Source organism: Variovorax sp. YR750, from assembly GCF_900109805.1.
GTDB lineage: Bacteria > Pseudomonadota > Gammaproteobacteria > Burkholderiales > Burkholderiaceae_C > Variovorax > Variovorax gossypii.
Genome location: NZ_FOBJ01000002.1, coordinates 338,497 through 363,480 on the forward strand (window position 1 = coordinate 338,497; position 24,984 = coordinate 363,480).

Here is a 24,984-nt window from a genome sequence, read left to right on the forward strand (position 1 = left end):
GCTCAGGGCGCCGAGAGGTGCTTGCCCACGATGCCCGCGAGCTCGAACATCGTCACCTGGTCCTTGCCGAACACCGGCTTGAGCTTGGCGTCGGCGTTGATCGCGCGCTTGTCCTTCGCGTCCTGCAGGCCGTTGGCCTTGATGTAGTCCCAGAGCTTCTTCACCACCTCGGTGCGCGCGACCGGCTCGTTGCCGATCACCGCCGCCAGGGCGTCGCTGGGCTTCAGGCCCGCGCCGGGCTTACGTGGCGCGGCGGCCTTCTTCGCTGCCGGGGCCTTCTTGGCCGCGGGCGTCTTCTTCGCCGCCACCTTCTTCGCGGCAGCCGTCTTGCCGGCCGGCGCAGCCTTGCCGAAGGTCTTGCGCGGCGGGAACTTGCTGCCGCCCTCGCGCGGCGCGAACTCGAAGGTCACCTTGCCCTCTTCGGCGTTCCAGGTCAGGAAGGCCTTGAAGGCGCGGCGCGTGCGCATGCTCACGAACTTGTCGAGCAGGTCGGTCTTGCCGGTGGCGAGCAGCTTTTCCATCTGCGCGCGCTCCACCGGCTGCTGCAGGATGATCTTGCCGGTCTTGAAGGTGCAGCTCGGCGTGGGCTGCGAGTTGGTCGGCACCGACTTCTCGCAGACGTAGTTGCTGCCATGCTCGAACACCGGCGCGCCGCACACCGGGCACGGGCCCACGGTGTCCTGCTCGCTGAAGTCGACGATCTCGCCGCTTTCCTCGTTCTTGTCGTCGCCGAAGTCGAACTCCAGCTTCCAGTTCTTCGCTTCGTCGTCGTACTTGATGACGATCTCGGAGGTGAAGGGCCAGCCGGCCTTGGAGCGGAAGCCTTCCAGCGGGCCGATGTGCTTGTCGTGCAGCAGCGCCTCGGCCTCGGCCACCTCGAAGGTGCGCCCGGCGGGCGACTTGCCGAACGAGAAGCCGCAGGCGTCCTCGCCCGTGCCGCTCTTGCCGGTGCAGGCGTAGCGGCGGTAGTTCTCGCGCACGATGCCGCCGCAGTTGGGGCACGGCGTGCGCAGAGTGGCGTAGTCGCCCGGCACGGTGTCGCGGTCGTACTCCTTGGCCTTCTTGACGATGTGCTCCGTCATCTCGGCAATCTCGCGCATGAAGGCGTCGCGGCTGAGCGCGCCCTTCTCCATCTGCGCGAGCTTGTATTCCCACTCGCCTGTGAGCTCGGCCTTGGAGAGTTCCTCCACGCCCAGGCCGCGCAGCAGCGTCATGAGCTGGAAGGCCTTGGCCGTCGGAATCAGCTCGCGGCCTTCGCGCAGCATGTACTTCTCGGTGATCAGGCCTTCGATGGTGGCCGCGCGCGTGGCTGGCGTTCCCAGGCCCTTCTCCTGCATGGCCTCGCGCAGCTCGTCGTCGTCAATGGTCTTGCCCGCGCCTTCCATGGCGCCGAGCAGCGTGGCTTCGGAATAGCGTGCCGGCGGGCGCGTCTTCAGGCCCTTGATGTCGGCCGACACAGTGTTGACGATCTCGCCCGGCTTCACCGGCACGAGGCGCTTGCCGTCCTTGTCGTCTTCCTTCTCGTCGTCCTGGGCTTCCTTGCCGTAGATGGCGAGCCAGCCCGGCTTCACCAGCACCTTGCCGTCGGTGCGGAAGGCGTATTTCTTTCCGCCCTGCTCCACCGTGCTGATGCGCGTGGTCACCTGATATTCGGCGCTCGGGAAGAACACCGACATGAAGCGGCGCACCACGAAGTCGTAGAGCTTCTGCTCTGCTTCACTCAGGCCGCTCGGTGCCTGCAGCGTCGGGATGATCGCGAAGTGGTCCGACACCTTCGCGTTGTCGAAGATGCGCTTGTTGGGCTTGACGTAGTTGCCGTCCACCGCCTGCTGGGCGAAGGGCGCCAGGTGCTTCATGCCGCTGTTGGCGAGCATGCCCATGGTCTGCTTGACCACCGGCAGGTAATCTTCAGGCAGCGCGCGCGAGTCGGTACGCGGATAGGTCAGCGCCTTGTGGCGCTCGTACAGGCTCTGCGCCAGCGCCAGCGTGGTCTTGGCGCTGAAGCCGAAGCGGCTGTTGGCCTCGCGCTGCAGCGAGGTCAGGTCGAACAGCAGCGGCGATGCCTGCGTGGTGGGCTTGCTCTCTTCCGTGACGGTGGCGGGCTTGCCGCGCGAGGCGTCGGCGATGGCGCGGGCTTCCTGCTCGTTCCACACGCGGTCGGCGCGCTGCTCGGGGTCGGGTTCGCCGTTGGGCAGGAGCGGCGCGTTGGCCTTCTTCCAGTCGGGGTTGAACCACTTGCCCGGGTACTCGCCGGCCTCGGCGCCGAAGGTGCCGTGGATTTCCCAGTAGTCGCGCGAGACGAACTTGCGGATCTGTTCCTCGCGCTCCACCACGACGGAGAGGGTTGGCGTCTGCACGCGGCCCACGGTCGTGAGGAAGAAGCCGCCGTCGCGCGAATTGAAGGCCGTCATCGCGCGCGTGCCATTGATGCCCACCAGCCAGTCGGCCTCCGAGCGCGAGCGCGCGGCGTCGGCCAGGCCCTGCATCTGCTTCTCGGTGCGCAGCGCGTCGAAGCCGTCGCGGATGGCCTGCGGCGTCATCGACTGCAGCCACAGGCGCTTCACCGGCTTGTTCAGGCCCGACTTGCCGCCCGCGTACTGCTCGATGAGCCGGAAGATCAGCTCGCCCTCGCGTCCCGCGTCGCATGCGTTGATGAGCTGCGTCACGTCCTTGCGCTTGGCCTGCTTGACCACCGCGTTCAGGCGGGTCTTGGTCTTGTCTACGGGCTTGAGGTCGAAGTGCGGCGGGATCACCGGCAGGTTGGCGAAGCTCCACTTGCCGCGCTTGACGTCGAATTCCTCGGGCGCCTGGATTTCGACCAGGTGACCGACAGCGCTGGTCACGACATAGCTGTCGTTCTCGAAATGCTCGTCATGTTTGTCGAATTTCCCTGCCACCGGCGTGAGAGCGCGGACGATGTCCTGCGCCACCGACGGCTTTTCTGCGATTACCAACGTCTTCATCAACAGTTCCTAAAAAAATTCAGGCCGGCGCCGGGCCGCCCCAAGGCGGCCTGCGGCCCCCACGGGGGGCAGCGACGACACGCAGTGCGGGAGCGTGGGGGCCACATACAATCTGCGGCTTCCCGCGTGCGCACGCGCACACGCGCATGTGTGTGCATATTCAAACTAACAGACTTCGGCGATGCCTTCCAAATCCCCACTTCCGGCCGGTCGTGATACGCAGGCCACCGCGCTCCCCGAGGCTGATGCGCAGCCCGCCGCCAAGGAGCGTTCCGGCCGCCGCCGCATCCAGATGCGACGCTCCGATGTCCACGGCAACGGCGTGTTCGCCGTGCAGGACCTGGCCGAAGGCGAGACGCTGATCGAATACAAGGGCGAGGTCATCAACTGGAAGGAGGCGCTGCGCCGCCATCCGCACGACCCGACCCAGCCGAACCACACTTTCTACTTCCACATCGACGACGGCCGCGTGATCGACGGCAACGTCAAGGGCAACGATGCACGCTGGATCAACCACTCGTGCGAGCCGAACTGCGAAGCCGACGAGGTCGATGGGCGCGTTTATATCAAGGCGCTGCGCAACATCGCCGCCGGCGAAGAGCTCAACTACGACTACGGCCTGATCATCGACGAGCCGTACACGCCGAAGCTTCTTTCCGAATTTCCCTGCTGGTGCGGCTCGGAGCAGTGCCGCGGCACGTTGCTGACGCCCAAGGACGAGGACGAAGAGAAGAAGAAAAAGAAGAAGGCGAAGAAGAAAGCCGAAAAGAAGAAGGCCGAGAAGAAAGAGGCCAGGAAGGCGGAAAAGAAAGCCGAGAAGAAGGCCGAGAAAAAAGCGGAGAAGAAATCCGCGAAGAAGGACAAGTCCGCGAAGGACTGACCATGGACAACAGCAGCACGGCCGACTGGTTCCAGGACCGGATCGCCGCGGCGATCACGCCGCTGCTGCCCGGCTTCGCCGTCGAGGCCGTGGCCGAGATCGACTCCACCAACACTGAGCTGATGCGCCGGGCGCGCGCAGGTCGCGTCGAGCCCGTTTTGCTCGTGACCGAGCGCCAGACGGCCGGGCGTGGCCGTCTGGGGCGGCCCTGGCAGAGCGGCGACGCGCGGCAGGAGGCGTCGGCCTCGCTCATGTTCTCGCTGGGCCTGCCGCTGGCGCCGGCCGACTGGTCGGGGCTCTCGCTGGCCGTGGGCGTCAGCGTCGCCGAAAGCCTCGATCCTTCCGGCGCGCAGAAGGTCGGCCTCAAGTGGCCCAACGACGTGTGGGTCAACGATCGCAAGCTGGTCGGCATCCTCGTGGAGACCGCGCTGCCGGCCAATGGCCGGCCCGATGCCTCGCGCTACCTCGTGATCGGCATCGGCGTGAACATCGGCGCGCGCGAGGCCGACGGCATGCGCACGCCGCCGGCCTGGGTGCATCAGTGGCGTCCAGGCGTCAGTGCGCCCGAGGTGCTGGGCGAGCTGGTCTTGCCGCTGGTGCGCACGGTGCTCGACTTCGAGACCCGCGGCTTCGCGCCCTTCGCCGAGCGCTTCGCCGCGCGCGACGTGCTGCGCGGGCGCGAGGTGACGCTCAGCGACGGCACCGCCGGCCTGTGCGAAGGCGTGACCTGGGGCGGCGAGCTTCAGGTGCGCACCGACGCCGGCCTGCAGCTGATCTCGAGCGACGAAGTGAGCGTGCGCCCTCGCGGCATGGCTTTCTGAGCATATGAAGCTGCGCCTGCTCCTCGTATTCCTGCTGCTGGCCAACGCCGGCTACTTCCTCTGGACGCGCGGCGATCTCGCCGGCTTCGGCCTGGCGCCGGCCGGCCTCAGCGAGCGCGAGCCGCAGCGCATGGCGCGCCAGATCCATCCCGAATTGCTGCAGATCCGCAAGGAAGCGGCGAAGCCCGCCGCGCCGGCGCCCTGACGACCGACGAGCCCTTCTGCGGGGCTGCTCAGGGGGGCGGCTCGTTCTCGAAGCGCACCGTGAACAGCGCCCCCGGCGGATGCCGGCCCGGATGCGCGTCCTCCAGCTTCACCTGCGCGCGATGCTGGTTCGCGATCTCCAGCACGATCGGCAGCCCCAGCCCCGAGCCGTCGGCCTCGTTGCCGAGCACGCGGTAGAAGGGCTCGAACACCAGCTCGCGATCGGCTTCGGCGATGCCGGGGCCGTTGTCCTCCACCTGCAGCAGCAGCACGTGGCCGAAGGGGTCGGCGAGCACGCGCACGGTGATCAGGCCGGGACGCTCGGGCGTCGAGAGCGTGTAGTTGATCGCGTTGTCGACCAGGTTGCGCACCAGTTCCTTCAGCAGCGTCGCGTTGCCGTCGAACACCACGCCCGGCGCGCCAGGCTCGACGCCGTCGTAGCCCAGGTCGATGCGCTTCTCGATCGCGCGCGGCACAGCCTCGCGCACCACCTCGATGGTCAGCTTCGCCAGGTCGCAGGGCTGGTGGTGCGCGTTGGCGCTGTTGCCCTCGGCGCGCGCCAGCGACAGCAGCTGGTTCACCGTGTGCGTGGCGCGCTTGCTCGCGCGGCCGATCTGCTTGAGCGACTGCTTCAGCTCGTCGGCGTTGGCGCCCTCGCGCTGCGCCAGGTCGGCCTGCATGCGCAGGCCCGCCAGCGGCGTCTTCAGCTGGTGCGCCGCGTCGGCCAGGAAGCGCTTCTGCGTGCCGATCGAATCGTTGAGCTTGTCCAGCAGTTCATTCACCGACGACACCAGCGGCACCACTTCCAGCGGCACCGAGGATTCGTCCAGCGGGCTCAGGTCGCCCGGTCGGCGCTCGCGGATGCGCGCCTCCACCACCGACAGCGGCTTGATGCCACGCACCAGCGCCAGCCAGATCAGCAGCACTGCCAGCGGCAGTATGGCGAACTGCGGCAGCAGCACGCCCTTGATGATCTCGGCCGCCAGCACCGACTGCTTCTCGCGCGTCTCGGCCAGCTGCAGCAGCGTGGGCGGCACGTCGTCGGTGCCGCTGGCGATCCACATCGAGGCCACGCGCACCGGCTGGCCGTGCACGTCGCTGTTGTGCAGGAACACCTGGCCGGGCGGCAGCGGCTCGTCGAGGCCGGGCTGCGGAATGTCGCGCTCGCCGCTGAGCAGGTTGTCGTAGCCGTCGAGCAGCTGGTAGTACACGTGGCCGCTCTCGTCGGCCCGCAGGATCTCGCGCGCCGACTGCGAGAGCACGAACTGCGCGTGCCCTTCCTTCATCGTCACCAGTTCGGCCAGCGCCTTCACGTTGTGCTCGAGCGCGCGGTCGAAGGGCGCGTTGGCGATGCCCTGCGCCACCAGCCAGGTGACGCCGATGCTCACCGGCACCAGCAGCAGCAGCGGCGTGAGCATCCAGTCGAGGATCTCGCCGAAAAGGGAGCGCTGCGCGCGCTGGAACAATTTCATCGCGCCGGATCCCCCGGCGTGCCGCCGCTCGCGCGTGGCGGCTGCCGCGTCGTCGTCACTGGATCTTTTCGAGGCAGTAGCCCAGCCCGCGCACCGTCGCGATGCGCACCGGGCCCTTCTCGATCTTCTTGCGCAGGCGGTGGATGTAGACCTCGATGGCGTTGAGGCTCACCTCCTCGCCCCACTCGCACAGCCGGTCGACGAGCTGGTCCTTGCTCACCAGCCGGCCGGCGCGCTGCAGCAGCACCTCGAGCAGGCCGAGTTCGCGCGCCGACAGCTCGACCATCTTGCCGTCGATGGTGGCCACGCGGCCGGCCTGGTCGTACACCAGCGGGCCGTGGCGGATGGTGTTGCTGGTGGCGCCCATGCCGCGCCGCGTGAGGGCGCGCACGCGCGCTTCCAGTTCCTGCAGGCTGAAGGGCTTGGCCATGTAGTCGTCGGCGCCGTGGTCCAGGCCCTTGACGCGCTCCTCCACGCTGTCGGCCGCGGTCAGCACCAGCACCGGCAGCTGCGAGCCGCGTGCACGCAGGCGCTTCAGGATCTCGATGCCGTGCAGGCTGGGCAGCCCGAGGTCGAGGATCAGCAGGTCGAACTCGTCGTGGGTCATGAGCGCGGTGTCGGCCTGCGAGCCGTTCGCCACGTGGTCGACCGCCGCGCCCGAGGTGCGCAGGCTGCGCAGCAGGGCATCGGCAAGCACCTGGTCGTCTTCGGCAATCAGAATCCGCATGCTTCACCTCCGGCCTGTTTCGGGTGTCGGGGCGCCGGGCCGGCGCCGTTCACATTTGTCTCTGCGCCGGAGTCTAGCCCGCCGTATAGGCTTCGAGTCCGATGGTTACCACGGTGGCGATCTCGTCGCCCACGCTGCTCCTGAACTCCTGTTCGGCCTGCGTCACCGCGCCGCGGAAGGCATCGAGCCAGGCCAGCCCGTCGGCGGTGAAGAGCACGCGCCGCGCCCGCGCGTCGAGCGGATCGGGCCCGCGGGTGACCAGCCCCCAGGCCTCGCACTGGTCGACCAGCGCGCCCATCGCCTGCTTGGTCATGCCGGCGCGCTCGGCCAGCTCCGTGAGGCGCGAGCCCTCGCGCGACAGGTGCCGCGTGATGTGGATGTGCGCCGCGCTCACCTGCGCGCGGGCGGCGAGGTTCGACAGGGCCAGCGGCACGTCGACGTCGTGCGCCATCAGCTCCAGCACACGCTCGTCGAAACGGCGCATGGCGTGGCCCAGCAGGCGACCCAGGTGGGTCTGGCGCCAGGCGTCGTGATCAGTGGGAAAGGCGGCGTCGACCATGGCCTGAAATAGTAAAGCAAACTGACCAAAAAACAGGTTTACGCCGAAGCATCAGCCCCTACACTACTGTTCAAGCATCCAGCCTGTAGTTAAACGCAGATGGATGGTGTCACACACAAGTCATTGATTTTCAAGGAGATTTCCACATGGACGCAGTCGTCAAGGGTTCGAGCATCGGTGCCAACAGCGAAAAGGCCAAGGCCCTGCAGGCCGCGCTGGCCCAGATCGAAAAGCAGTTCGGCAAGGGCACCATCATGCGGCTCGGCGAGGGCGAGGTGCTGGAGGACATCCAGGTGGTCTCCACCGGCTCGCTGGGCCTGGACATCGCCCTGGGCGTTGGCGGCCTGCCGCGCGGCCGGGTGGTCGAGATCTACGGCCCTGAATCGTCGGGCAAGACCACGCTCACGCTGCAGGTCATCGCCGCCATGCAGAAGCAGGCCGGCACCTGCGCCTTCGTCGACGCCGAACACGCCCTCGACGTGCAGTACGCCCAGAAGCTCGGCGTGAACCTGTCGGACCTGCTGATCAGCCAGCCCGACACCGGTGAGCAGGCCCTCGAGATCGTCGATTCGCTGGTGCGCTCCGGCGCCGTCGACCTGATCGTGGTCGACTCGGTCGCCGCGCTCACGCCCAAGGCCGAAATCGAAGGCGAAATGGGCGACTCGCTGCCCGGCCTGCAGGCCCGCCTGATGAGCCAGGCGCTGCGCAAGCTGACCGCCACGATCAAGAAGACCAACTGCATGGTCATCTTCATCAACCAGATCCGCATGAAGATCGGCGTGATGTTCGGCTCGCCCGAAACCACCACCGGCGGCAACGCGCTGAAGTTCTACGCCTCGGTGCGCCTGGACATCCGCCGCATCGGCACCATCAAGAAGGGCGACGAGGCCATCGGCAACGAGACCAAGGTGAAGGTGGTGAAGAACAAGGTGTCGCCTCCGTTCAAGACGGCCGAGTTCGACATCCTGTTCGGCGAGGGCATCAGCCGCGAGGGCGAGATCATCGACATGGGCGTGAACGCCAAGATCATCGACAAGTCGGGCGCCTGGTACGCCTACAACGGCGAGAAGATCGGCCAGGGCCGCGACAACGCCCGCGAGTTCCTGCGCGAGAACCCCACGCTGTCGCGCGAGATCGAGAACAAGGTGCGCGAGTCGCTGGGCGTGCCGCTGCTGGCCGCCGATGCCGACGACACGCCCGAGAAGCCGCAGAAGGCGGCCAAGGCCGACAAGGGCGAGTAAGCACAGGCGCGGCTCCACGGGGGCCGCGCGAGCGACCCCCGCATGGCATTCGACGCCCCATCCCTCAAAGGCCGCGCGCTGCGCCTGCTGAGCCAGCGCGAGCATTCGCGCGCGGAGCTGGAGCGCAAGCTGGCCAGGCACGAGGAAGAGCCCGGCACGCTGGCGAAGGCGCTCGACGAGCTGGCGGCCAAGGACTTCATCAGCGAGCCGCGCGTGGTGGCCTCGGTGCTCAACCAGCGCGCGGCCCGCTCGGGAGCGCTGCGGGTCAGGCAGGAGTTGCAGGCCAAAGGCATCGCGCCCGAGGCCATCGCCGAAGCCGTGGCCAGCCTGCAGGAAACCGAAGTCGAGCGTGCCACGGCCCTGTGGCGCCAGCGCTTCGCCGGACCGCCCGCCGATGCGAAGGAGCGGGCGAAGCAGATGCGATTCCTGATGGCGCGCGGTTTCTCCGGCGCTGTCGTGTCAAAGGTGCTGAGGAGCGATTTCGATGAAACCGACGAATGAGCACTCCCCCGCGCAGTCGCGCGTCGTCACGCTGCGCGTGGCTTGCGACTGGCGCCGAGCCTATGTATTGGCGGCCGATCCGAAGCGCCTGCCCGACTGGGCCAGCGGCCTCGCGAAGAGCGCGCTGGTGCCGCACGGCGACCACTGGATCGTGCGCACGCCCGAAAGCGGCGAAGCCCGCATGCGCTTCGCGCCGCGCAACGACTTCGGCGTGCTCGACCACTGGGTGGCGCCCGAGGGCGTGCCCGAGGTCTACCTGCCGTTCCGCGTGATCGGCGTCGCACCGGACGCCTGCGAGCTGCAGTTCACGCTGCTGCGCCAGCCGCACATGGACGACGCGGCCTTCGAGCGCGATGCGCAGTGGATCGCCCGCGACCTGCGGACCTTGCGCGACCTGCTCGAAGCCGACTGATTGCCGACCGACCGGCGCGCGGGTTCAGCCGCGCAGCACGATCGGCGCGAACTTGCGCCGTGCCTTCAGCTGGTCGGCATCCCACTCGATGCCCAGCCCCGGCGTTTCGGGCGCCACGGCATGGCCGCCCTCGATGCGCAGCCGGCTCGTCGTGAGGTCGTCGAGCTGCGGGATGTATTCCACCCAGCGCGCATTCGGCACCGCCGCGCACAGGCTCACGTGCAGCTCCATCAGGAAGTGCGGGCACATCGCGATGTTGTGCGCCTCCGCGAGGTGCGCGATCTTGAGCCACGGCGTGATGCCGCCCACGCGCGCCACGTCGGCCTGCACGATGGAGCAGGCGCCCTGCTGGATGTACTCGGCGAACTGCGACGGGTGGTACATCGACTCGCCCACCGCGATCGGCACGCTGGTGCTCTCCAGCAGCTGCGCATGCGCGCGCACGTGCTCGGCCGGCATCGGCTCCTCGAACCAGGCGAGGTCGAGCGGCGCGTACTGCCGCGCGCGGCGAATGGCTTCCGCCACGGTGAAGCTCTGGTTGGCGTCGACCATCAGCTCGAAGTCCGCTCCCACGGCCTCGCGCACGGCCGAGAGGCGTGCGATGTCCTGCGCCACGTGCGGCTTGCCGACCTTGATCTTCGCGCCGAGGAAGCCGTCGGCCTTGGCGGCCAGCGTCTGCTCCAGCAGCTGCGCGGGCTCCAGGTGCAGCCAGCCGCCCTCGGTGGTGTAGACCGGCACGCGCTCCTGCGCGCCGCCGGCCAGTTTCCACAGCGGCAGGCCCGCCGCGCGCGCGTTGCGGTCCCACAGCGCGGTGTCGATGGCCGCGAGCGCGAGGCTGGTGATCGCGCCCACGGCGGTGGCGTGCGTGTGGAAGAAAAGGTCGCGCCAGATGGCCTCGTACTGCTGCGGGTCGCGCCCGATCAGACGCGGCGCCAGGTGATCGTTCAGCAGCGCCACGATGGACGAGCCGCCCGTGCCGATGGTGTACGTGTAGCCCATGCCAGCCGAGCCGTCGTCGCAGCGCACGGTGACCATCACCGTCTCCTGCGTCACGAAGGACTGGATGGCGTCGGTGCGCCGGACTTTCGGCGCGATGTCGATCTGCGAGATCTCGACCTGGTCGATCTTCGCCATCGTGCTCAGCCTGCGTTGCGCGTCACGTCGGCCGGCAGGTCCGCGCCGTGGAACTTCTTGTAGATGTTGTTGAGCTCGCCGCTCTTGAGCTGCGCCTTCACGAACTCGTCGAGCTTGGCCTTCAGGCGGGGCTCGTTCTTGCGCATGCCGATGGCCAGCATGTTGACCTTCATCGTGAACTTCGGCTCCATCTGCTTGGCCGGGTTCTTCTCGTTGATGGTCTTCAGCAGTGGCGGCGCGGTCGCGAAGATGTCGGCCTGCCCGCTCACCACCGCGGTGATGGAGGTGGCGTCGTCGTCGAAACGCACGATCTGCGTGCCGGCCGGCAGGATCTTCGTCACTTCCTGGTCGTTGGTGGTGCCGCGCGTGGCGATCACCTTCTTGCCCGCCAAGTCGGCCGGGCCGGCGATGTTCATGCTCTTGGGCGCACCCACCACGGCCAGGATGGCGGCGTAGGGCACCGAGAAGTCGACCACCTTCTCACGCTCCGGCGTGACCGACATGCTGGAGATCACGATGTCGGCCTTGTCGGTCTGCAGGAAGGGAATGCGGTTGGCGCCGGTGGTCGGCACGATCTCCAGCTCGAGGCCCAGGCTCTTGGCCAGCAGGCGCGCGGTCTCGACGTCGGAGCCGGTGGCGTTGAGCTTCTCGTCCTTCAGGCCGTAGGGCGGCACGGCGAGGTCGATGGCCACGCGGATCTTCTTGGCGGCCGTGATGGTGTCGAGCTGGTCGGCGTGCGCCGATGCGCTCGCGAAGGCGAGCGGCAGGGCCAGCGCGAGGGCCGACAGCAGGGCGCCGCGGCGCTTGAGCGAAAGCGAGAGAGAAGAAGTCATCGAAAGTCTCCTGGAGTTGTCTGAACGGAAAATCAAAGCCCTGTGCCGATGAACTGGCGCAGCTCCGGCGTCTGCGGGTTGCTGAGGATGCTGGCGTCGCCCTCCTCCCACACCAGTCCCTGGTGCATGTAGATGACCTTGTCGGCCACGCCGCGCGCGAAGGCCATCTCGTGCGTGACGAGGATCATGGTCATGCCCTCGGAGGCGAGCTTCTCCATCACCTTGAGCACCTCGCCGGTGAGCTGCGGGTCGAGCGCGGAGGTGACTTCGTCGAACAGCATCAGCTGCGGCTTCATCGCGAGCGAGCGCGCGATCGCCACGCGCTGCTGCTGGCCGCCCGAGAGCTGCTCGGGGTAGGAGTCGGCCTTTTCCGCCAGGCCCACGCGCTCCAGCACTTCCATGGCGATGGCGCCGGCTTCCGAGGCGCTCATCTTCTTCACCGACTGCGGCGCGAGCGTGATGTTCTGCTTCACCGTGAGGTGCGGGAACAGGTTGTAGCTCTGGAACACGATGCCCACGTCCTTGCGCAGCGAGCGCAGCTCGAGCGCCGGGTCGTGCACCGCGTGGCCGCAGCACTGGATGGTGCCGCTGTCGATGGTCTCCAGCCGGTCGATGCAGCGCAGCGCGGTGCTCTTGCCCGAGCCGCTCTGCCCGATGATGGCCACCACCTGCCCGCGCGTCACCGAGAACGACACGCCCTTGAGCACATGCAGCTTGCCGAAGTGCTTGTGGACGTCGTTGAGTTCAACCACGGGCTGCATTGAGCTTCCTTTCAAGGGCGCGACTCCATCGCGAGAGCGGATAACAAAGGGCGAAATAAAGAAGCGCCGCGCAGCCGAAGTACAGGAAGGGCTGGAAGGTCGAGTTGTTCAGAACCTTGGCGTTGTAGGAAAGCTCGGCGTAGCCGACCACCAGCGAGGCGATCGAGGTGTTCTTGATGATCTGCACCAGGAAGCCCACCGTCGGCGGCGTGGCGATGCGCAGCGCCTGCGGCAGGATCACGCGGCGCATGCGCTCCAGGCGCGTGAGCGCCAGGCACTCGGCGGCTTCCCACTGGGCGCGCGGCACGGCCTGGATGCAGCCACGCCAGATCTCGCCGAGGAAGGCGCTCGCGTAGACCGTGATGGCCAGCGCTGCCGCGGCCAGCGCCGGCACCGAGCCGATGCCCACGATGTTCGGGCCGAAGAAGCACACGCCCATCAGCACCAGCAGCGGCGTGCCCTGGATGACCTGGATGTAGCTCGCGGCGGCCACGCGCACCGCCTTCACGGGCGACACGCGCGCCAGTGCCAGCGCGAGGCCGACGAGCCCGCCGCCGATGAAGGCCAGCGCCGAGAGCTGCACCGTGCCCCATGCGCCCATCAGGAGGAAGCCGAGATGCTCGGCCGGCATGAATTTCATGTCCGCGCCCTCCTCACAGCGGCGTGCCGAGCTTGCGCCGGCGCGGGAAGACCAGCATGCCCAGCAGCCAGAAGCCCAGTCGCATCGCGTACGACAGCGCCAGGTACACCACCCACAGCACGATGAAGATCTCGAAGTTGCGGAAGGTGTCCGACTGGATGCGGTTGGCCACGCCGAAGAGTTCTTCCGCGCCGATCGACGACATGATGCTGGAGGCCAGCATCAGCAGCACGAACTGGCTGGCGAGCGCCGGGTACACGCGCTCCACCGCCGGGCGCAGGATCACGTGCCAGAACACCTGCACCTTCGACAGGCCGAGGCACTCGGCGGCCTCGAGCTGGCCCTTGTGGATCGACTCGATGCCCGCGCGGATGATCTCGCAGCTGTATGCGCCGATGTTCACCACCAGCGCGAGCACCGCGCCGACCATGATCGGCATCGTCACGCCCGCGCTCGACAGGCCGAAGATCAGGAAGTAGCTCTGGATCAGCAGCGGCGTGTTGCGGATCGCTTCCACGTAGCCGCCCGTCAGGCGCTGCAGCCAGCCGTGACGGCTGTTGCGGCCCAGCGCGCAGACGGTGCCGAGCATGAAGCCCAGCACGGTGGCGAGAAAGGACAGCTGCACGGTCGTCCACGCGCCTTCGAGCAGCAGCGGCCACTGCTCGAGCACGGGCATGAAGTCGAACTGGTAGTTCAATGCGTTGGGCTCCGGAAGTCCAATGAATGCAGGAAAGAAGGAAGAAAGGAAAGAAGCGGCTACGCGGCGCGCACGAGCGGCAGGCACGAGGGCCCGAGCGGCTCGAAGGCCTTGTAGGTCAGGATGAATTCGCGGTGCCCCAGCGCCTCGGACTTGGTGGCTGTGCCGTCTGCCACGCTGCGAACCGCGTCGAAGATCTCCTCGCCCACTTCCTGCAGCGTGCCGCGCCCTTCGAGGATGCGGCCGGCGTCGACGTCCATGTCCTCGTGCAGGCGGCGATAGGTGTCCGGATTCGCGCAGACCTTGATGACCGGCGAGACGGCCGAGCCCACCACCGAGCCGCGCCCCGTGGTGAACAGGATCACATGCGCGCCGCAGGCGATGAGCTCGACGATCTCCGCGTTGTCGCTGATGTTCGGAAAGCCGAAGCGCGGCTCGCCGTCGGGCACCACGTCCAGCAGGTAGAGGCCGCCCTGCGGCGGCACGTCGCCGGGCTTGACGATGCCATTGATGGGCGAGGCACCGCTCTTGGCGTACGCGCCCAGCGACTTCTCCTCGATGGTCGAGAGCCCGCCGTCGGCGTTGCCCGGCGCGAAGCTGCCGTGGCCCATGGTGCTGTAGTAGCGCGCGGCCTTGTTCACGCATTCGACGATGGCCTCGCCAAGCTCGGGCGTGGCGGCGCGGCGCTTCATGTGGAACTCGCAGCCGATCAGTTCGCCGGTTTCCTCGAAGATGCAGCGCGCGTCCTGCTCGATCAGCAGGTCGAAGGCGCGGCCCACGGCCGGGTTGGCGGTGATGCCGCTGGTGCCGTCGGAGCCGCCGCAGATGGTGCCCACCACGAGCTCGCTCATGGCCATGGGCACGCGCTGCTGCTGCGCGAGTTCGGCCAGCGCCCACTGCACCCACTGCGTGCCTTCGCGGATCGTGCTGCGCGTGCCGCCTTCCTGCTGGATGGTGAGCGTGTGCACCGGCCGGCCCGAGGCGGCCACCGCCTGCTCGAGCTTGCGCTTGTTCATGCTCTCGCAGCCCAGCGAGATCAGCAGCGCCGCGCCGACGTTGGGGTGCGTGGCGATCGCTTCCATCATGCGTTCGGCGTATTCGTTCGGGTAGCAGCCGGGAAAGCCGACGAGGTGCACTTCCGATTCACCGTTCTGCCGGCGGAAGTTCAGCGTGATCTCGCGCGCCACGTGGTGCGCGCATTCGACGAGGTAGGCCACGACCACGACATTGCGGATGCCCTTGCGGCCGTCGGCGCGCGGGAAGCCCTGGATCTGGAGGTTGGGAGCGTTCATGCGGGGAGGGCGCTTCAGGCGTGGCCGACGAAGGTCTTGCCCTCGTCCAGCGTGTAGGTCGGCGTGTAGTCGCTGTCGAGGTTGTGCGTGTGGATGTGCTCGCCGGCCGCGACCGGCGCGTGCAGGCTGCCGATGACCGCGCCGTACTTCAGCACCTGCTCGCCGGCGGCGATGGCGTGGCGGGCGAGCTTGTGGCCCAGGCCGATGTCCTTGGCCAGCGTGACGGCGCCGCTTTCGAGTTGCACGGCCGTGCCGGCGGCAAGGTGCGTGCAGGCGATCAGGCAGTTGTCGCCGGGCGAGAGCAGCACCAGCCGGCTGTCGATGGATTGCGGGTTCGGCATCCGGCGGCGCTCAGAACTTGCGGTACTTCAGGTAGGCCTCCTGCGGGTCGGTGCCCGCGAGGATGGCGGTGCGCACGAGGTTCTCGCGGCCCATCATGTGTTCGGCCTCGGCAACGATGGCCTCGGCCTGCGCGATCGGCAGGCGGATCACGCCGTCGGTGTCGGCCAGCAGCAGGTCGCCGGGGTTCACCGTCACCTCGCCGATGCGCACCGGCACGTCCATCGCCTCGGGCAGCCAGTAGCCCACGATGTCGCGCGGCGTGAAGTAGCGGTGCCACACCTGGAAGCCCTGCTGGATGATGAATTCGGCGTCGCGCACGCCGCCGTCGGCGATCACGCCCAGCACGCCCTTGCGGCCCAGCGTCTCGGCCGAGAGCTCGCCCATGTGCGAGACGGTCGAGTCGTTGGGCTGGATCACCGCGATGTGGCCGGGCTTGGCGCGCGAGAGAAAGCCGGTCCACGCCATCAGCGTCTCGTGCGGATCGGCCGTGGGATCGACGCGGCCGTTCACCGTGAACGCCGGCCCGCAGAGCTTCTGGCCGGGAATCAGCGGGCGCAGCGTGGGCGGCAGCGTGAAGTCGCGCAGCCCCGCGGCGCGCATCACGTCGTGGAGGATGCCCGTGTAGCAGGCCTGCAGGCGGGTGAGCAGCGAGGCTGCCGGGTCGTCGGGAGTTTGGGCCATGGGGTGAATCTTGTTTTCTTAGATAAAAACACTTTTCATGAATGAGATTAACAGTGGAGCCCTCGTCGGAAGCTGGGGTTTGCGCTGATTCGAGGGTAACTACCGAGCCGATGGCTGGCGAATGCGGGTTCTGGCGGGGGTGACAACGCGCGCGGCTCGCGTATATTTGATTTCATCAGTGAAATATCTATTTCACATGTGCGTCACAACTCTCAACCAAAGGACATCGCAGTGACTTCACGCGTTCAAGGAAAGAACATCCTCGTTACCGCAGCCGGCAAGGGCATCGGACGCGCCAGCGCGCTGGCGCTGGCCCGCGAAGGCGGCACCGTGTGGGCCACCGACGTGGACGAGGCCGCGCTGGCCGAACTCGCCGTGCTGGCCCGCGAAGAGGGGCTGGCCGGCCTGAAGACCGCCACGCTCAACGTGCGCGACAACGCCGCAGTGCAAGCTTTCGCGCAGGTCACGGGGCGGCTCGACGTGCTCTTCAACTGCGCCGGCTACGTGCATGCCGGCAACATCCTGGCCTGCGAGGAGGCGGATTGGGACTTCAGCATGGACCTCAACGCGAAGTCCATGTACCGCACCATCCGCGCCTTCCTGCCGGCGATGCTGGAGCGCGGGGGCTCGATCATCAACATGGCCTCGGCCGCATCGAGCGTGAAGGGCGTGCCGAACCGCTTCGTGTACGGCGCCTCCAAGGCCGCCGTCATCGGGCTGACCAAGGCGGTGGCGGCCGACTTCATCCAGCAGGGCGTGCGCTGCAACGCGATCTGCCCCGGCACCGTCGAGTCGCCCTCGCTGCGCGACCGCATCGCGGCACAGGCCGAGCAGGCCGGCACCGACGAGGCCGCTGTGCGCGCCGCCTTCGTGGCGCGCCAGCCGCTGGGGCGCGTGGGCAAGCCCGAGGAAATCGCCGCGCTGGTGGTGTACCTGGCTTCCGACGAGTCGGCCTTCACCACCGGCGCGATCCATATGATCGACGGTGGATGGTCGAACTGAACGGGGAACGATGAAGCAAGCAGCACCAGCGCCGGAAGAACAACAGGGCCAGGACGCCGACGAAGGAGCCGCGCCGGAAGGCGAGGGCGCGCTGCGCTATGCCGCGCCGGCCCTGGAGAAGGGGCTGGACATCCTGGAGGCGCTGGCCGACAGCGTCTCCGGCTACACGCTCAACGAGCTGGCGCAGAAGGTCGGGCGCAAGGTCAGCGAGATCTTCCGCATGGCGGTGACGCTGCAGCGGCGCGGCTTCGTGCAGGTCGACGAGAACGACCGCTACACGCTCACGCTGCGCATGTTCGAGCTGGCGCATCGCCAGCAGCCGCTCAAGAGCCTGGTGAGCGTGGCGCTGCCGCTGCTGCGCGAACTGGCCAACCGGTCGCGCCAGTCGTGCCACCTGGCCATGTACCAGGGCGGGCGCGTGGTCGTCATCGCGCAGGTCGAGAGCCCGGAGCGCTGGTCCTTCGGTCTGAAGGTGGGCGTGGTGATGGGGCTGACAGATACCTCGTCAGGCCACGTGCTGCTGGCCTTTCGCGACGAGATCGACCGCGCCCGCATGCTGCGCGCCCACATCGGCGTGGAGGGCGAGCTCGAGATGGATCCGGGCGAGCTCTTCGCCATCCTGCAGGACGTGCGCGAGCGCGGCTACTCGGCCATGCCGAGCAAGCAGACGCGCGGCATCACAAACATCGCGTTTCCGGTGATGGGGGCGGCCGACCACGTGATCGCGTCGATCAACGTGCCGTACATCGAGCGCATCGACCAGAAGTCGGCGCCCGACGTCGCGCAGGTGCGCGGCATCGTGGGCAACATCGCCGGGCGCCTGTCGGCGCTGATGGGGGCCAGCGGCTACAACGACAACGAGTAGCGCCGGCCCGCGGGAAGCAAGGGCGGGTGGGACGCTCGCTCAGTTGGCGTCGGGAGCCTCGTCGAGCTGGGGCGTCTCGCTCTTGTGCGCGGCGATGTCGCGCACGTTCTTCTGCACAGCCACCGCGCCGAAGAGGCTCAGCAGGAAGGCCATGGCGTAGAAGCCCTTCTCGCTGGAAGCCAGCGTGGCGTTGAAGAGGCCGACGGCCAGCAGTGCCACCGACAGCAGCAGCGAGATCCAGCACAGGCCGTAGTAGATGCCGGTGACCTGGATGCCCTCGAGGCGGTCGCGCACCGTCTTCTGCAGCGACACGGCGGAGAAGAGGCCGTACATCAGCACGGTGAAGTAGTAGCCCTTCTCGTTGAGCTGCATGGCCGCGTTCCACAGCCCGATCAGGTAGACGACGGCGCCGATGAACAGCGCTGCCCAGGAAGCGGCGACGAACGCCGCGGTCGGTTTCTGGAATCGGACGGCCATGGGATTCTCCTCGTATGGTTTGCGCGCGATTATGGTGGAGCGGCGCCGATGGCATGATCCGCGGCAGGCCGCCGGATCGCACGGCAATCGCACAAGGCGGCCGCCAACAACAACGGAGGAGTTTCCATATGTCGTCAACCGACCCCGCGGCCCAGCAGCCGTCGCTCGTGCGCACCGGTGCCAAGGCCGGGCTGTCCTTCGCCGGTTCCGTCATCAAGGGCGGCCTGCTCGGCGTGTTCCTGGGCGGCGGTGTTTTCTTCTTCTACCTGGGCCAGCTGCAGGGGCCGGGCAACGTCGCCGCGCGCGCGGGCGGCGTCGGCGCCGTGCTCGCGCTCATCACCTCGCCGCCGCTGCTGGTGGCGCTCCTGCTGCTGTTCTTCGTGGTCGTCTACGTGGCGCTGGGCGTGCAGCAAGGGCGTGCGCGCGCGATGCAGCATCTGGTGGAGGCACGCGGGGAGGCCGTGTCGCAGCGGCTGGGTGGCGCGATCGCCGGCCGCATCGAGGCCATGCCGCGCACCCACGGCGCGCTGCAGCGCGTGGCCGACTGGCTTTCGGTCGATGCGCTGAGCAAGCAGCTCGCGCCGGTGCTGGGCGAAGGCAGGGCGGTGCGCGCGGTCGTGGCCTTCGTGATCGACAGGCTGCCCCTGAGCGAGATGCTGGCCGAATGGCAGCAGGGCCGCGCGGAGCATGGCGAACAGCCGGTGGCGGCGGGGGAGGGCGGCGCGCCCCAGGACCCGGCGCTGCGCGCGCTGCTCACGCGCCGCATCCACGAGACGCTTCAGGACATGTCGACGCCCTCGCGCAAGCCGCTGTACATCGCGCTGGGCGCGCACGCGGCCCTGCTGGGCCTGGGGCTCTGGCTGGTGAACTGACCGGCGGCGGTTACCGCTGAGGAAGCGGGGCGCTCAGAGCCCCAGCATCAGCTTCAGGTTCTGCACCGCGGCACCGCTGGCGCCCTTGCCGAGGTTGTCGAGGCGGGCGATCACCACCGCGTGGCGATGGTCCTCGTTCGGGAACACGCGGATCTCGAGGTTGTTGGTGTCGTTGAGCGCCAGCGCCTCGAGCTTGCCGTCTTCGGTCGGCGGCAGCACCTTCACGAACTTCTCGGGCGTGTTGCTGCGCGCGTAGTGCGCGGCCAGCGCGTCCTGCAGGTCGCCGGCCTTCGGCTTGCCGGGCAGCAGGTCGAGGTGCAGCGGCAGCTGGACCAGCATGCCCTGCTTGAAGTTGCCCACCGACGGAATGAACACCGGCCGGCGGGTGAGGCCGGTGTAGGTCATGATTTCGGGGATGTGCTTGTGCTTGAGGCCCAGCGCGTAGATCTCGAAGGCCGGGGCCTCGCCCTTCTCGTAGGCCTCGATCATGGTGCGGCCGCCGCCCGAGTAGCCGCTCACGGAGGGCAGCGAGATGGGGAAGTCGGCCGGCAGGATGCCCGCGTCGACCAGCGGGCGCACCATGGCGATGGCGCCGGTGGCGTAGCAGCCGGGGTTGCCGACGCGCTCGGCCTTGGCCACGGCCTGCCAGTGGCCTTCGGTGAGTTCGGGGAAGCCGAACACCCAGCCGGGGGCGATACGGTGCGCCGTGGAGGCGTCGATGATCTTGGGTTTGTTGCCGGGCAGCTGGTCGATCAGCGCGACCGATTCGCGCGCCGCGTCGTCGTGCAGGCACAGCACCACCAGGTCGACGCCGGCCATCAGCTCGCGCTTGGCGTTGGCGTCCTTTCGCAGCTCGGGCGCGATGCTCACGAGTTCGATCTGCGGCATCGCCTGCAGACGTTCGCGAATCTGAAGGCCGGTGGTGCCGGCTTCGCCGTCGATGAAAACCTTGGCCATGATGGAAGTGCCCCAGGGTAACTAGTAGGAAGTACGTATTGCCCGCAACCCCACTTACAGCATTGGTGCGGCGCACCATGATACAGTCCGCGGTTGTTCGCCGCCCCCAGCCGTCAGGCTGCCGTCGCCCGCGAACAACAGAGCATAGACCCTCTCAGCCCGATCTCCCGATTTCTCAACTTCCTCCTTCCGAGAGACATCCCTCATGAAGATTCACGAGTACCAAGGCAAGGAAATCCTTGCCAAGTTCGGCGTGCCGGTGCCGCGCGGCATCCCGGCCTATACGGTCCAGGAGGCGGTTGAAGCCGCCCAGAAGCTTGGGGGCCCGGTCTGGGTCGTCAAGGCCCAGATCCACGCGGGTGGCCGCGGCAAGGGCGGTGGCGTCAAGGTCGCCAAGTCCATCGAGGACGTCAAGAAGCTCGCCGGCGAGATCCTCGGCATGCAGCTCAAGACGCACCAGACCGGCCCCGAAGGCCAGAAGGTCCGCCGCCTGTACATCGAGGACGGCGCCGACATCCAGAAGGAATACTACGTTTCGGCCGTGACCGACCGCGCCACCCAGAAGGTGGCCTTCATCGCTTCCAGCGAAGGCGGCATGGACATCGAGGAAGTGGCCCACTCCTCGCCCGAGAAGATCATCACCGTGTTCGCCGACCCGGCCCAGGGCCTGACCGACGAACAGGCCAAGCAGATCGCCGACGGCATCGGCATCCCGGCCGACTCCACCGCGCAAGCCGTGGACATCTTCAAGAAGCTCTACACCTGCTACATGGAGACGGACGCCTCGCTGGTCGAGATCAACCCGCTCAACCGTGACAGCAAGGGCAACATCATCGCCCTGGACGCCAAGTTCAACTTCGACAGCAACGCGCTGTTCCGCCACCCCGAGATCGTCGCCCTGCGCGACCTCGACGAGGAAGACGCGGCCGAAGTGGAGGCCTCGAAGTTCGACCTCGCCTACATCTCGCTGGACGGCAACATCGGCTGCCTGGTGAACGGTGCCGGCCTGGCCATGGCCACCATGGACACCATCAAGCTGTTCGGCGGCGAGCCGGCCAACTTCCTGGACGTGGGCGGCGGCGCCACCCCCGAGAAGGTCACCGAGGCCTTCAAGATCATGCTGAAGAACAAGAACGTCGAGGCCATCCTCGTCAACATCTTCGGCGGCATCATGAAGTGCGACACCATCGCCACCGGCGTGATCGCGGCCTGCAAGGCCGTGAACCTGCAAGTGCCGCTGGTCGTGCGCATGAAGGGCACCAACGAAGTCGAAGGCAAGAAGCTGCTGGCCGAATCGGGCCTGCCGATCATCAGCGCCGACACCATGGCGGAAGCGGCCCAGAAGGTCGTGGCAGCAGTCAAGAAGGCCTAAGGAACAAGTCATGTCGATCTACATCAACAAAGACACCAAAGTCATCACGCAGGGCATCACCGGCAAGACCGGCCAGTTCCACACCGAGAAGTGCCAGGAATACGCGAACGGCAAGAACGCCTTCGTGGCCGGCGTGAACCCGAAGAAGGCCGGCGAGTCGATCTTCAACATCCCGATCTTCGGCTCCGTCAAGGAAGCCGCCACGCAGACCGGCGCGACCGTGTCGGTGATCTACGTGCCGCCGGCAGGCGCCGCGGCCGCCATCTGGGAAGCCGTCGAGGCCGACCTGGACCTGGCGATCTGCATCACCGAAGGCATCCCGGTCCGCGACATGCTCGAAGTGCGCAACAAGATGAAGGCCAAGGAAGCGGCCGGCGGCAAGAAGACGCTGCTGCTGGGCCCGAACTGCCCCGGCCTGATCACGCCCGACGAAATCAAGATCGGCATCATGCCCGGCCACATCCACCGCAAGGGCCGCATCGGCGTGGTCTCGCGCTCGGGCACGCTGACGTACGAAGCCGTGGCTCAACTGACGGAAATCGGCCTGGGCCAGTCGTCGGCAGTCGGCATCGGCGGCGACCCGATCAACGGCCTGAAGCACATCGACGTGATGAAGGCATTCAACGACGATCCGGACACCGACGCCGTCATCATGATCGGCGAAATCGGCGGCCCGGACGAGGCTGACGCAGCCCGCTGGTGCAAGGACAACATGAAGAAGCCGGTCGTCGGCTTCATCGCTGGTGTCACCGCTCCTCCCGGCAAGCGCATGGGCCACGCCGGCGCGCTGATCTCGGGCGGCGCCGACACGGCCGAGGCCAAGCTGGCCATCATGGAAGAATGCGGCTTCACCGTGACGCGCAACTTCTCGGAGCTCGCCAAGCTGCTGAAGGCAAAGCTCTAAGCGACAAGAAAAAGACGGTAGCGGTTCGCCGCGAAGCCGACCACGCAGAAACAAAAAAGCGCCCGCACTGGATTGCGGGCGCTTTTTTCAATAAAACACAGTGGGATCAGAGACATGGAATTTCTTCAAAGCACAGATTTCTGGATAGGTCTGCTCAAGATCATCTGGATCAACATCATCCTGTCGGGGGACAACGCGGTGGTGATCGCCATGGCGGCGCGCTCGCTGCCGCCCGCGCAACAGAAAAAGGCCGTGCTTTTCGGCTCGGGCGCGGCCGTGGTGCTGCGGATCGTGCTGACGGTGGTGGCGGCCAAGCTGCTCGCCCTGCCTTACCTGCAGATCATCGGCGGCCTGCTGCTGCTGTGGATCGGCCTTCAGCTGCTCGGCGAGGAAGACGAGGGCGACGGTGAATCCAAGGAGTACGGCAGCATGATGGTGGCCGTGCGCACCATCCTGCTGGCCGACCTGGTGATGAGCCTGGACAACGTGATTGCCGTTGCGGCCGCCGCACAAGGCAGCATGGTCCTGCTGATTCTCGGCCTGGCGATAAGTATTCCCTTGGTGATTTTCGGCAGCACGCTCATGATCAAGCTCATGGAACGTTTCCCGATCATCGTGATGCTGGGCGCCGCGCTGATCGGCTGGGTCGGCGGCGAAACCATCGTGCAGGACACCGTACTGCGCGAAACGCTGGTGGCCAACCCCTGGTTGCACTACGCGGCTGCCGCCGCCGGTGCCCTGTTCGTCGTGGCCGCCGGCCGCCTGATGCAGCGGCGCGCGCAAGCCGCTGCGCACTGAGCAGTTCGAGAGAGATCGGCGCTGACAGACCATGGCGAGTGTCGGCGTCTCCCTTTTCTCCACCCGCCCTCCGCTGACCTGGGAATTCGCCTTCCTGACCGACGTCGGTCGGACGCGCTCCCATAACGAAGACGCCGTTCACGTGGATCCAGCCCTCGGGCTGGCCCTGCTGGCCGACGGCATGGGCGGCTACAAGGGCGGCGAGGTGGCGAGCGCCATGGCCGTCTCGCTGCTGCACGCGAGCTTCGGCCGCTGGTTCGCCCAGGCAGGCATGCAGGCGCCGTCCCGCGTGGTCCGGCGGGCGCTGCAGGCGGCCACGGACGAGGCCAACAGCTCGATCCTGCAGGCCGGCACGACCAATCCCGAGCTCCAGGGCATGGGAACGACCCTGGTGCTGGCGGCTTTCCGGCCGCAGCGCGTGGTGGTCGGCCACATCGGCGACTCGCGCTGCTACCGCGTGCGCAACAACAAGCTGGAGCTCCTCACCCGCGACCACTCGCTGCGCCAGCAGCAGCTCGACGCCGGCGCCATCACCGCCGAGGAAGCCCTGAATTCGCCCACCCGCAACCTCGTGACGCGCGCCGTCGGCGTGGAGGCCCAAGTCTTGCTGGAAATGCACGAACACAGCGCAAGACCGGGCGATCTCTATATGCTTTGCTCCGACGGGCTCAGCGAGATGGTTTCGGATGAGCAGCTTTTCACGCTTCTAGGACACGATGTCGGGCTTCAGAAAAAAGCATCACTTTTGGTTGCAATTGCCAATGACAATGGCGGACGGGACAACATCTCCGTTGTCCTGGCCAGCGCGAGCGTTGCGGAAACGCCCCGCACGGGCAGGTAACAGGCTCCGGGGGCGGCTTTCCGGCGTGCCTGCCGTCTTTCAAGCTTTGGATTCGGGGAGTCGGCAATGCCGAAGATGATCATTTCGGTCGATGGCGTTGTCATCGGGCAAGTGGCGCTCGCCAAGGAACGCACGACGCTGGGACGCCGTGCCTACAACGACATCGTGATCGACAATCTGGCGGTCAGCGGCGAGCACGCCGTGCTGCACATGAGCGGTGGCGAAGTCGAAATTGAAGATCTCAACAGCACCAACGGCACCTACGTCAATGCGCTCGCCATCCAGCGGCAGGCGCTCAAGGACAACGATGTCATCGAGGTGGGGGGCTGCCGAATCCACTTCCGCGCGCGCAGCAACCTTGACCCGGCCATCGGCGCCGGTTCGGTTCGCGCCACCTCGGGCGAATACACGTCGGGCGCCATGCCGCTGTCGTCGGCACCCACCGAATCGGGCGCGCTGGTCGAGCTCGGCATCCCGGTGCTGCGTGTGCTGTCCGGCGCCAACGAGGGGCAGGACGTCGGACTGCAGAAGGTCGTCACCACCATCGGCAAGCCGGGCGTGGCTGTGGCGGTGGTCACGCGCCGGCGCCAGGGCTACGTGGCGGCGGGCGTCGAAGGCAGCGTCACGCTCAACGGGCTGCAGCTGGGCACCGAGGCCGTCGCGCTGCAGGAGCGCGACGTGCTCGAGCTGGGCGGCGCCACGCGCATGCAGTTCGTGCGCATCTGAGCCGCCTTTT

28 protein-coding genes are annotated in these 24,984 nt (G+C 67.3%); 14 read left to right on the forward strand and 14 right to left on the reverse strand.

The annotated features are described in order from the left end of the window. Window positions 1-2: 2 nt before the first annotated feature. Window positions 3-2,966 (reverse strand): DNA topoisomerase III, encoded by a 2,964-nt coding sequence (locus tag BMY35_RS05115; protein ID WP_093195919.1) that lies wholly within the window; start codon window positions 2,964-2,966, stop codon window positions 3-5. 178 nt (window positions 2,967-3,144) lie between these two features. Here BMY35_RS05115 and BMY35_RS05120 point away from each other — a divergent pair, with 178 nt between their 5' ends. Genes BMY35_RS05120 through BMY35_RS05130 form a run of 3 tightly spaced genes read left to right on the forward strand, consistent with a single transcriptional unit; the run spans window position 3,145 to window position 4,869 of the window. Beyond that, window positions 3,145-3,843: an SET domain-containing protein gene (locus tag BMY35_RS05120; protein WP_371287132.1), complete on the forward strand. Its 699-nt coding sequence runs from the start codon at window positions 3,145-3,147 to the stop codon at window positions 3,841-3,843. A 2-nt stretch (window positions 3,844-3,845) separates the two neighbouring features. Continuing rightward, window positions 3,846-4,664 carry a biotin--[acetyl-CoA-carboxylase] ligase gene (locus BMY35_RS05125; protein ID WP_093195921.1) on the forward strand — a complete coding sequence of 273 codons (819 nt, stop codon included), beginning with the start codon at window positions 3,846-3,848 and terminating at the stop codon, window positions 4,662-4,664. A gap of 4 nt (window positions 4,665-4,668) precedes the next feature. Continuing rightward, on the forward strand, window positions 4,669-4,869 hold the full coding sequence (locus BMY35_RS05130) for a sporulation protein (protein ID WP_093195922.1): 201 nt from the start codon (window positions 4,669-4,671) through the stop codon (window positions 4,867-4,869). A gap of 28 nt (window positions 4,870-4,897) precedes the next feature. On the opposite strand, the gene BMY35_RS05135 is transcribed toward BMY35_RS05130, so the two are convergent. From BMY35_RS05135 to BMY35_RS05145, 3 genes are all read right to left on the reverse strand, one after another. Continuing rightward, complete coding sequence (locus tag BMY35_RS05135; protein WP_093195923.1) at window positions 4,898-6,340, reverse strand: sensor histidine kinase; 1,443 nt, start codon at window positions 6,338-6,340, stop codon at window positions 4,898-4,900. A gap of 55 nt (window positions 6,341-6,395) precedes the next feature. Further along, the gene (locus BMY35_RS05140) at window positions 6,396-7,067 is read right to left on the reverse strand and encodes a response regulator transcription factor (protein ID WP_093195924.1); all 672 of its coding nucleotides are present in this window, start codon (window positions 7,065-7,067) and stop codon (window positions 6,396-6,398) included. Between the two features lie 73 nt (window positions 7,068-7,140). After that, window positions 7,141-7,626 (reverse strand): MarR family winged helix-turn-helix transcriptional regulator, encoded by a 486-nt coding sequence (locus BMY35_RS05145; protein WP_093195925.1) that lies wholly within the window; start codon window positions 7,624-7,626, stop codon window positions 7,141-7,143. 146 nt (window positions 7,627-7,772) lie between these two features. Here BMY35_RS05145 and recA point away from each other — a divergent pair, with 146 nt between their 5' ends. Genes recA through BMY35_RS05160 form a run of 3 tightly spaced genes read left to right on the forward strand, consistent with a single transcriptional unit; the run spans window position 7,773 to window position 9,780 of the window. Beyond that, window positions 7,773-8,867 (forward strand): recombinase RecA, encoded by a 1,095-nt coding sequence (gene recA, locus BMY35_RS05150; RefSeq protein WP_093195926.1) that lies wholly within the window; start codon window positions 7,773-7,775, stop codon window positions 8,865-8,867. Between the two features lie 42 nt (window positions 8,868-8,909). Beyond that, the gene (recX, locus tag BMY35_RS05155) at window positions 8,910-9,368 is read left to right on the forward strand and encodes a recombination regulator RecX (RefSeq protein ID WP_093195927.1); all 459 of its coding nucleotides are present in this window, start codon (window positions 8,910-8,912) and stop codon (window positions 9,366-9,368) included. Further along, a complete protein-coding gene (locus BMY35_RS05160) occupies window positions 9,352-9,780 on the forward strand; it encodes a polyketide cyclase (RefSeq protein ID WP_093195928.1) in 429 nt (142 codons plus the stop codon). Before recX ends, BMY35_RS05160 begins: the two co-directional genes overlap by 17 nt. A gap of 24 nt (window positions 9,781-9,804) precedes the next feature. Here the strand turns inward: BMY35_RS05160 and BMY35_RS05165 are convergent, their stop codons facing one another. The 8 genes from BMY35_RS05165 to BMY35_RS05200 are packed head-to-tail and all read right to left on the reverse strand — an operon-like array spanning window position 9,805 to window position 16,160. Then, complete coding sequence (locus tag BMY35_RS05165; protein WP_093195929.1) at window positions 9,805-10,914, reverse strand: mandelate racemase/muconate lactonizing enzyme family protein; 1,110 nt, start codon at window positions 10,912-10,914, stop codon at window positions 9,805-9,807. A gap of 5 nt (window positions 10,915-10,919) precedes the next feature. After that, window positions 10,920-11,747: a transporter substrate-binding domain-containing protein gene (locus BMY35_RS05170; protein ID WP_093195930.1), complete on the reverse strand. Its 828-nt coding sequence runs from the start codon at window positions 11,745-11,747 to the stop codon at window positions 10,920-10,922. 32 nt (window positions 11,748-11,779) lie between these two features. Then, window positions 11,780-12,508, reverse strand: coding sequence for an amino acid ABC transporter ATP-binding protein (locus BMY35_RS05175; protein ID WP_093195931.1), 729 nt, complete (start codon window positions 12,506-12,508; stop codon window positions 11,780-11,782). Continuing rightward, complete coding sequence (locus BMY35_RS05180; RefSeq protein WP_093196179.1) at window positions 12,492-13,139, reverse strand: amino acid ABC transporter permease; 648 nt, start codon at window positions 13,137-13,139, stop codon at window positions 12,492-12,494. Before BMY35_RS05180 ends, BMY35_RS05175 begins: the two co-directional genes overlap by 17 nt. 22 nt (window positions 13,140-13,161) lie before the next feature. Further along, on the reverse strand, window positions 13,162-13,845 hold the full coding sequence (locus BMY35_RS05185) for an amino acid ABC transporter permease (RefSeq protein ID WP_093195932.1): 684 nt from the start codon (window positions 13,843-13,845) through the stop codon (window positions 13,162-13,164). A gap of 59 nt (window positions 13,846-13,904) precedes the next feature. Continuing rightward, window positions 13,905-15,137 (reverse strand): UxaA family hydrolase, encoded by a 1,233-nt coding sequence (locus tag BMY35_RS05190; RefSeq protein WP_093195933.1) that lies wholly within the window; start codon window positions 15,135-15,137, stop codon window positions 13,905-13,907. A gap of 14 nt (window positions 15,138-15,151) precedes the next feature. Continuing rightward, window positions 15,152-15,478: a UxaA family hydrolase gene (locus BMY35_RS05195; RefSeq protein ID WP_093195934.1), complete on the reverse strand. Its 327-nt coding sequence runs from the start codon at window positions 15,476-15,478 to the stop codon at window positions 15,152-15,154. A gap of 10 nt (window positions 15,479-15,488) precedes the next feature. Next, window positions 15,489-16,160, reverse strand: coding sequence for an RraA family protein (locus BMY35_RS05200; protein WP_093195935.1), 672 nt, complete (start codon window positions 16,158-16,160; stop codon window positions 15,489-15,491). Between the two features lie 231 nt (window positions 16,161-16,391). Here BMY35_RS05200 and BMY35_RS05205 point away from each other — a divergent pair, with 231 nt between their 5' ends. Both BMY35_RS05205 and BMY35_RS05210 read left to right on the forward strand, forming a co-directional pair. Then, complete coding sequence (locus BMY35_RS05205) at window positions 16,392-17,162, forward strand: SDR family oxidoreductase (RefSeq protein ID WP_093195936.1); 771 nt, start codon at window positions 16,392-16,394, stop codon at window positions 17,160-17,162. A gap of 10 nt (window positions 17,163-17,172) precedes the next feature. Beyond that, window positions 17,173-18,027 carry an IclR family transcriptional regulator gene (locus BMY35_RS05210; protein WP_093195937.1) on the forward strand — a complete coding sequence of 285 codons (855 nt, stop codon included), beginning with the start codon at window positions 17,173-17,175 and terminating at the stop codon, window positions 18,025-18,027. A 39-nt stretch (window positions 18,028-18,066) separates the two neighbouring features. On the opposite strand, the gene yiaA is transcribed toward BMY35_RS05210, so the two are convergent. After that, complete coding sequence (gene yiaA, locus BMY35_RS05215; RefSeq protein ID WP_093195938.1) at window positions 18,067-18,504, reverse strand: inner membrane protein YiaA; 438 nt, start codon at window positions 18,502-18,504, stop codon at window positions 18,067-18,069. Between the two features lie 128 nt (window positions 18,505-18,632). Between yiaA and BMY35_RS05220 the strand changes: the two genes are divergently transcribed. Next, complete coding sequence (locus tag BMY35_RS05220) at window positions 18,633-19,376, forward strand: hypothetical protein (protein ID WP_093195939.1); 744 nt, start codon at window positions 18,633-18,635, stop codon at window positions 19,374-19,376. Between the two features lie 33 nt (window positions 19,377-19,409). Here the strand turns inward: BMY35_RS05220 and argC are convergent, their stop codons facing one another. Beyond that, the gene (gene argC / locus BMY35_RS05225; RefSeq protein WP_093195940.1) at window positions 19,410-20,333 is read right to left on the reverse strand and encodes an N-acetyl-gamma-glutamyl-phosphate reductase; all 924 of its coding nucleotides are present in this window, start codon (window positions 20,331-20,333) and stop codon (window positions 19,410-19,412) included. A gap of 205 nt (window positions 20,334-20,538) precedes the next feature. Here argC and sucC point away from each other — a divergent pair, with 205 nt between their 5' ends. From sucC to BMY35_RS05250, 5 genes are all read left to right on the forward strand, one after another. After that, window positions 20,539-21,705 carry an ADP-forming succinate--CoA ligase subunit beta gene (sucC, locus tag BMY35_RS05230; RefSeq protein ID WP_019653821.1) on the forward strand — a complete coding sequence of 389 codons (1,167 nt, stop codon included), beginning with the start codon at window positions 20,539-20,541 and terminating at the stop codon, window positions 21,703-21,705. A gap of 10 nt (window positions 21,706-21,715) precedes the next feature. Next, on the forward strand, window positions 21,716-22,609 hold the full coding sequence (sucD, locus tag BMY35_RS05235) for a succinate--CoA ligase subunit alpha (protein ID WP_093195941.1): 894 nt from the start codon (window positions 21,716-21,718) through the stop codon (window positions 22,607-22,609). A gap of 114 nt (window positions 22,610-22,723) precedes the next feature. Next, window positions 22,724-23,407, forward strand: coding sequence for a TerC family protein (locus BMY35_RS05240; RefSeq protein ID WP_093195942.1), 684 nt, complete (start codon window positions 22,724-22,726; stop codon window positions 23,405-23,407). A gap of 31 nt (window positions 23,408-23,438) precedes the next feature. Then, entirely contained in the window at window positions 23,439-24,248 is an 810-nt protein-coding gene (locus BMY35_RS05245; RefSeq protein ID WP_093195943.1) for a Stp1/IreP family PP2C-type Ser/Thr phosphatase, read from the forward strand. A 66-nt stretch (window positions 24,249-24,314) separates the two neighbouring features. Then, a complete protein-coding gene (locus tag BMY35_RS05250; RefSeq protein WP_093195944.1) occupies window positions 24,315-24,974 on the forward strand; it encodes an FHA domain-containing protein in 660 nt (219 codons plus the stop codon). Window positions 24,975-24,984: the final 10 nt, after the last annotated feature.

Excerpts from the sequence above, each read along its gene's own strand:
- BMY35_RS05120 (WP_371287132.1), top strand. The coding sequence starts at position 3,145 with ATGCCTTCCAAATCCCCACTTCCGGCCGGTCGTGATACGCAGGCCACC.
- BMY35_RS05125 (WP_093195921.1), top strand. The coding sequence starts at position 3,846 with ATGGACAACAGCAGCACGGCCGACTGGTTCCAGGACCGGATCGCCGCG.
- BMY35_RS05130 (WP_093195922.1), top strand. The coding sequence starts at position 4,669 with ATGAAGCTGCGCCTGCTCCTCGTATTCCTGCTGCTGGCCAACGCCGGC.
- BMY35_RS05135 (WP_093195923.1), bottom strand. The coding sequence starts at position 6,340 with ATGAAATTGTTCCAGCGCGCGCAGCGCTCCCTTTTCGGCGAGATCCTC.
- BMY35_RS05140 (WP_093195924.1), bottom strand. The coding sequence starts at position 7,067 with ATGCGGATTCTGATTGCCGAAGACGACCAGGTGCTTGCCGATGCCCTG.
- BMY35_RS05145 (WP_093195925.1), bottom strand. The coding sequence starts at position 7,626 with ATGGTCGACGCCGCCTTTCCCACTGATCACGACGCCTGGCGCCAGACC.
- recA (WP_093195926.1), top strand. The coding sequence starts at position 7,773 with ATGGACGCAGTCGTCAAGGGTTCGAGCATCGGTGCCAACAGCGAAAAG.
- recX (WP_093195927.1), top strand. The coding sequence starts at position 8,910 with ATGGCATTCGACGCCCCATCCCTCAAAGGCCGCGCGCTGCGCCTGCTG.
- BMY35_RS05160 (WP_093195928.1), top strand. The coding sequence starts at position 9,352 with ATGAAACCGACGAATGAGCACTCCCCCGCGCAGTCGCGCGTCGTCACG.
- BMY35_RS05165 (WP_093195929.1), bottom strand. The coding sequence starts at position 10,914 with ATGGCGAAGATCGACCAGGTCGAGATCTCGCAGATCGACATCGCGCCG.
- BMY35_RS05170 (WP_093195930.1), bottom strand. The coding sequence starts at position 11,747 with ATGACTTCTTCTCTCTCGCTTTCGCTCAAGCGCCGCGGCGCCCTGCTG.
- BMY35_RS05175 (WP_093195931.1), bottom strand. The coding sequence starts at position 12,508 with ATGCAGCCCGTGGTTGAACTCAACGACGTCCACAAGCACTTCGGCAAG.
- BMY35_RS05180 (WP_093196179.1), bottom strand. The coding sequence starts at position 13,139 with ATGCCGGCCGAGCATCTCGGCTTCCTCCTGATGGGCGCATGGGGCACG.
- BMY35_RS05190 (WP_093195933.1), bottom strand. The coding sequence starts at position 15,137 with ATGAACGCTCCCAACCTCCAGATCCAGGGCTTCCCGCGCGCCGACGGC.
- BMY35_RS05195 (WP_093195934.1), bottom strand. The coding sequence starts at position 15,478 with ATGCCGAACCCGCAATCCATCGACAGCCGGCTGGTGCTGCTCTCGCCC.
- BMY35_RS05200 (WP_093195935.1), bottom strand. The coding sequence starts at position 16,160 with ATGGCCCAAACTCCCGACGACCCGGCAGCCTCGCTGCTCACCCGCCTG.
- BMY35_RS05210 (WP_093195937.1), top strand. The coding sequence starts at position 17,173 with ATGAAGCAAGCAGCACCAGCGCCGGAAGAACAACAGGGCCAGGACGCC.
- yiaA (WP_093195938.1), bottom strand. The coding sequence starts at position 18,504 with ATGGCCGTCCGATTCCAGAAACCGACCGCGGCGTTCGTCGCCGCTTCC.
- BMY35_RS05220 (WP_093195939.1), top strand. The coding sequence starts at position 18,633 with ATGTCGTCAACCGACCCCGCGGCCCAGCAGCCGTCGCTCGTGCGCACC.
- argC (WP_093195940.1), bottom strand. The coding sequence starts at position 20,333 with ATGGCCAAGGTTTTCATCGACGGCGAAGCCGGCACCACCGGCCTTCAG.
- sucC (WP_019653821.1), top strand. The coding sequence starts at position 20,539 with ATGAAGATTCACGAGTACCAAGGCAAGGAAATCCTTGCCAAGTTCGGC.
- sucD (WP_093195941.1), top strand. The coding sequence starts at position 21,716 with ATGTCGATCTACATCAACAAAGACACCAAAGTCATCACGCAGGGCATC.
- BMY35_RS05240 (WP_093195942.1), top strand. The coding sequence starts at position 22,724 with ATGGAATTTCTTCAAAGCACAGATTTCTGGATAGGTCTGCTCAAGATC.
- BMY35_RS05245 (WP_093195943.1), top strand. The coding sequence starts at position 23,439 with ATGGCGAGTGTCGGCGTCTCCCTTTTCTCCACCCGCCCTCCGCTGACC.
- BMY35_RS05250 (WP_093195944.1), top strand. The coding sequence starts at position 24,315 with ATGCCGAAGATGATCATTTCGGTCGATGGCGTTGTCATCGGGCAAGTG.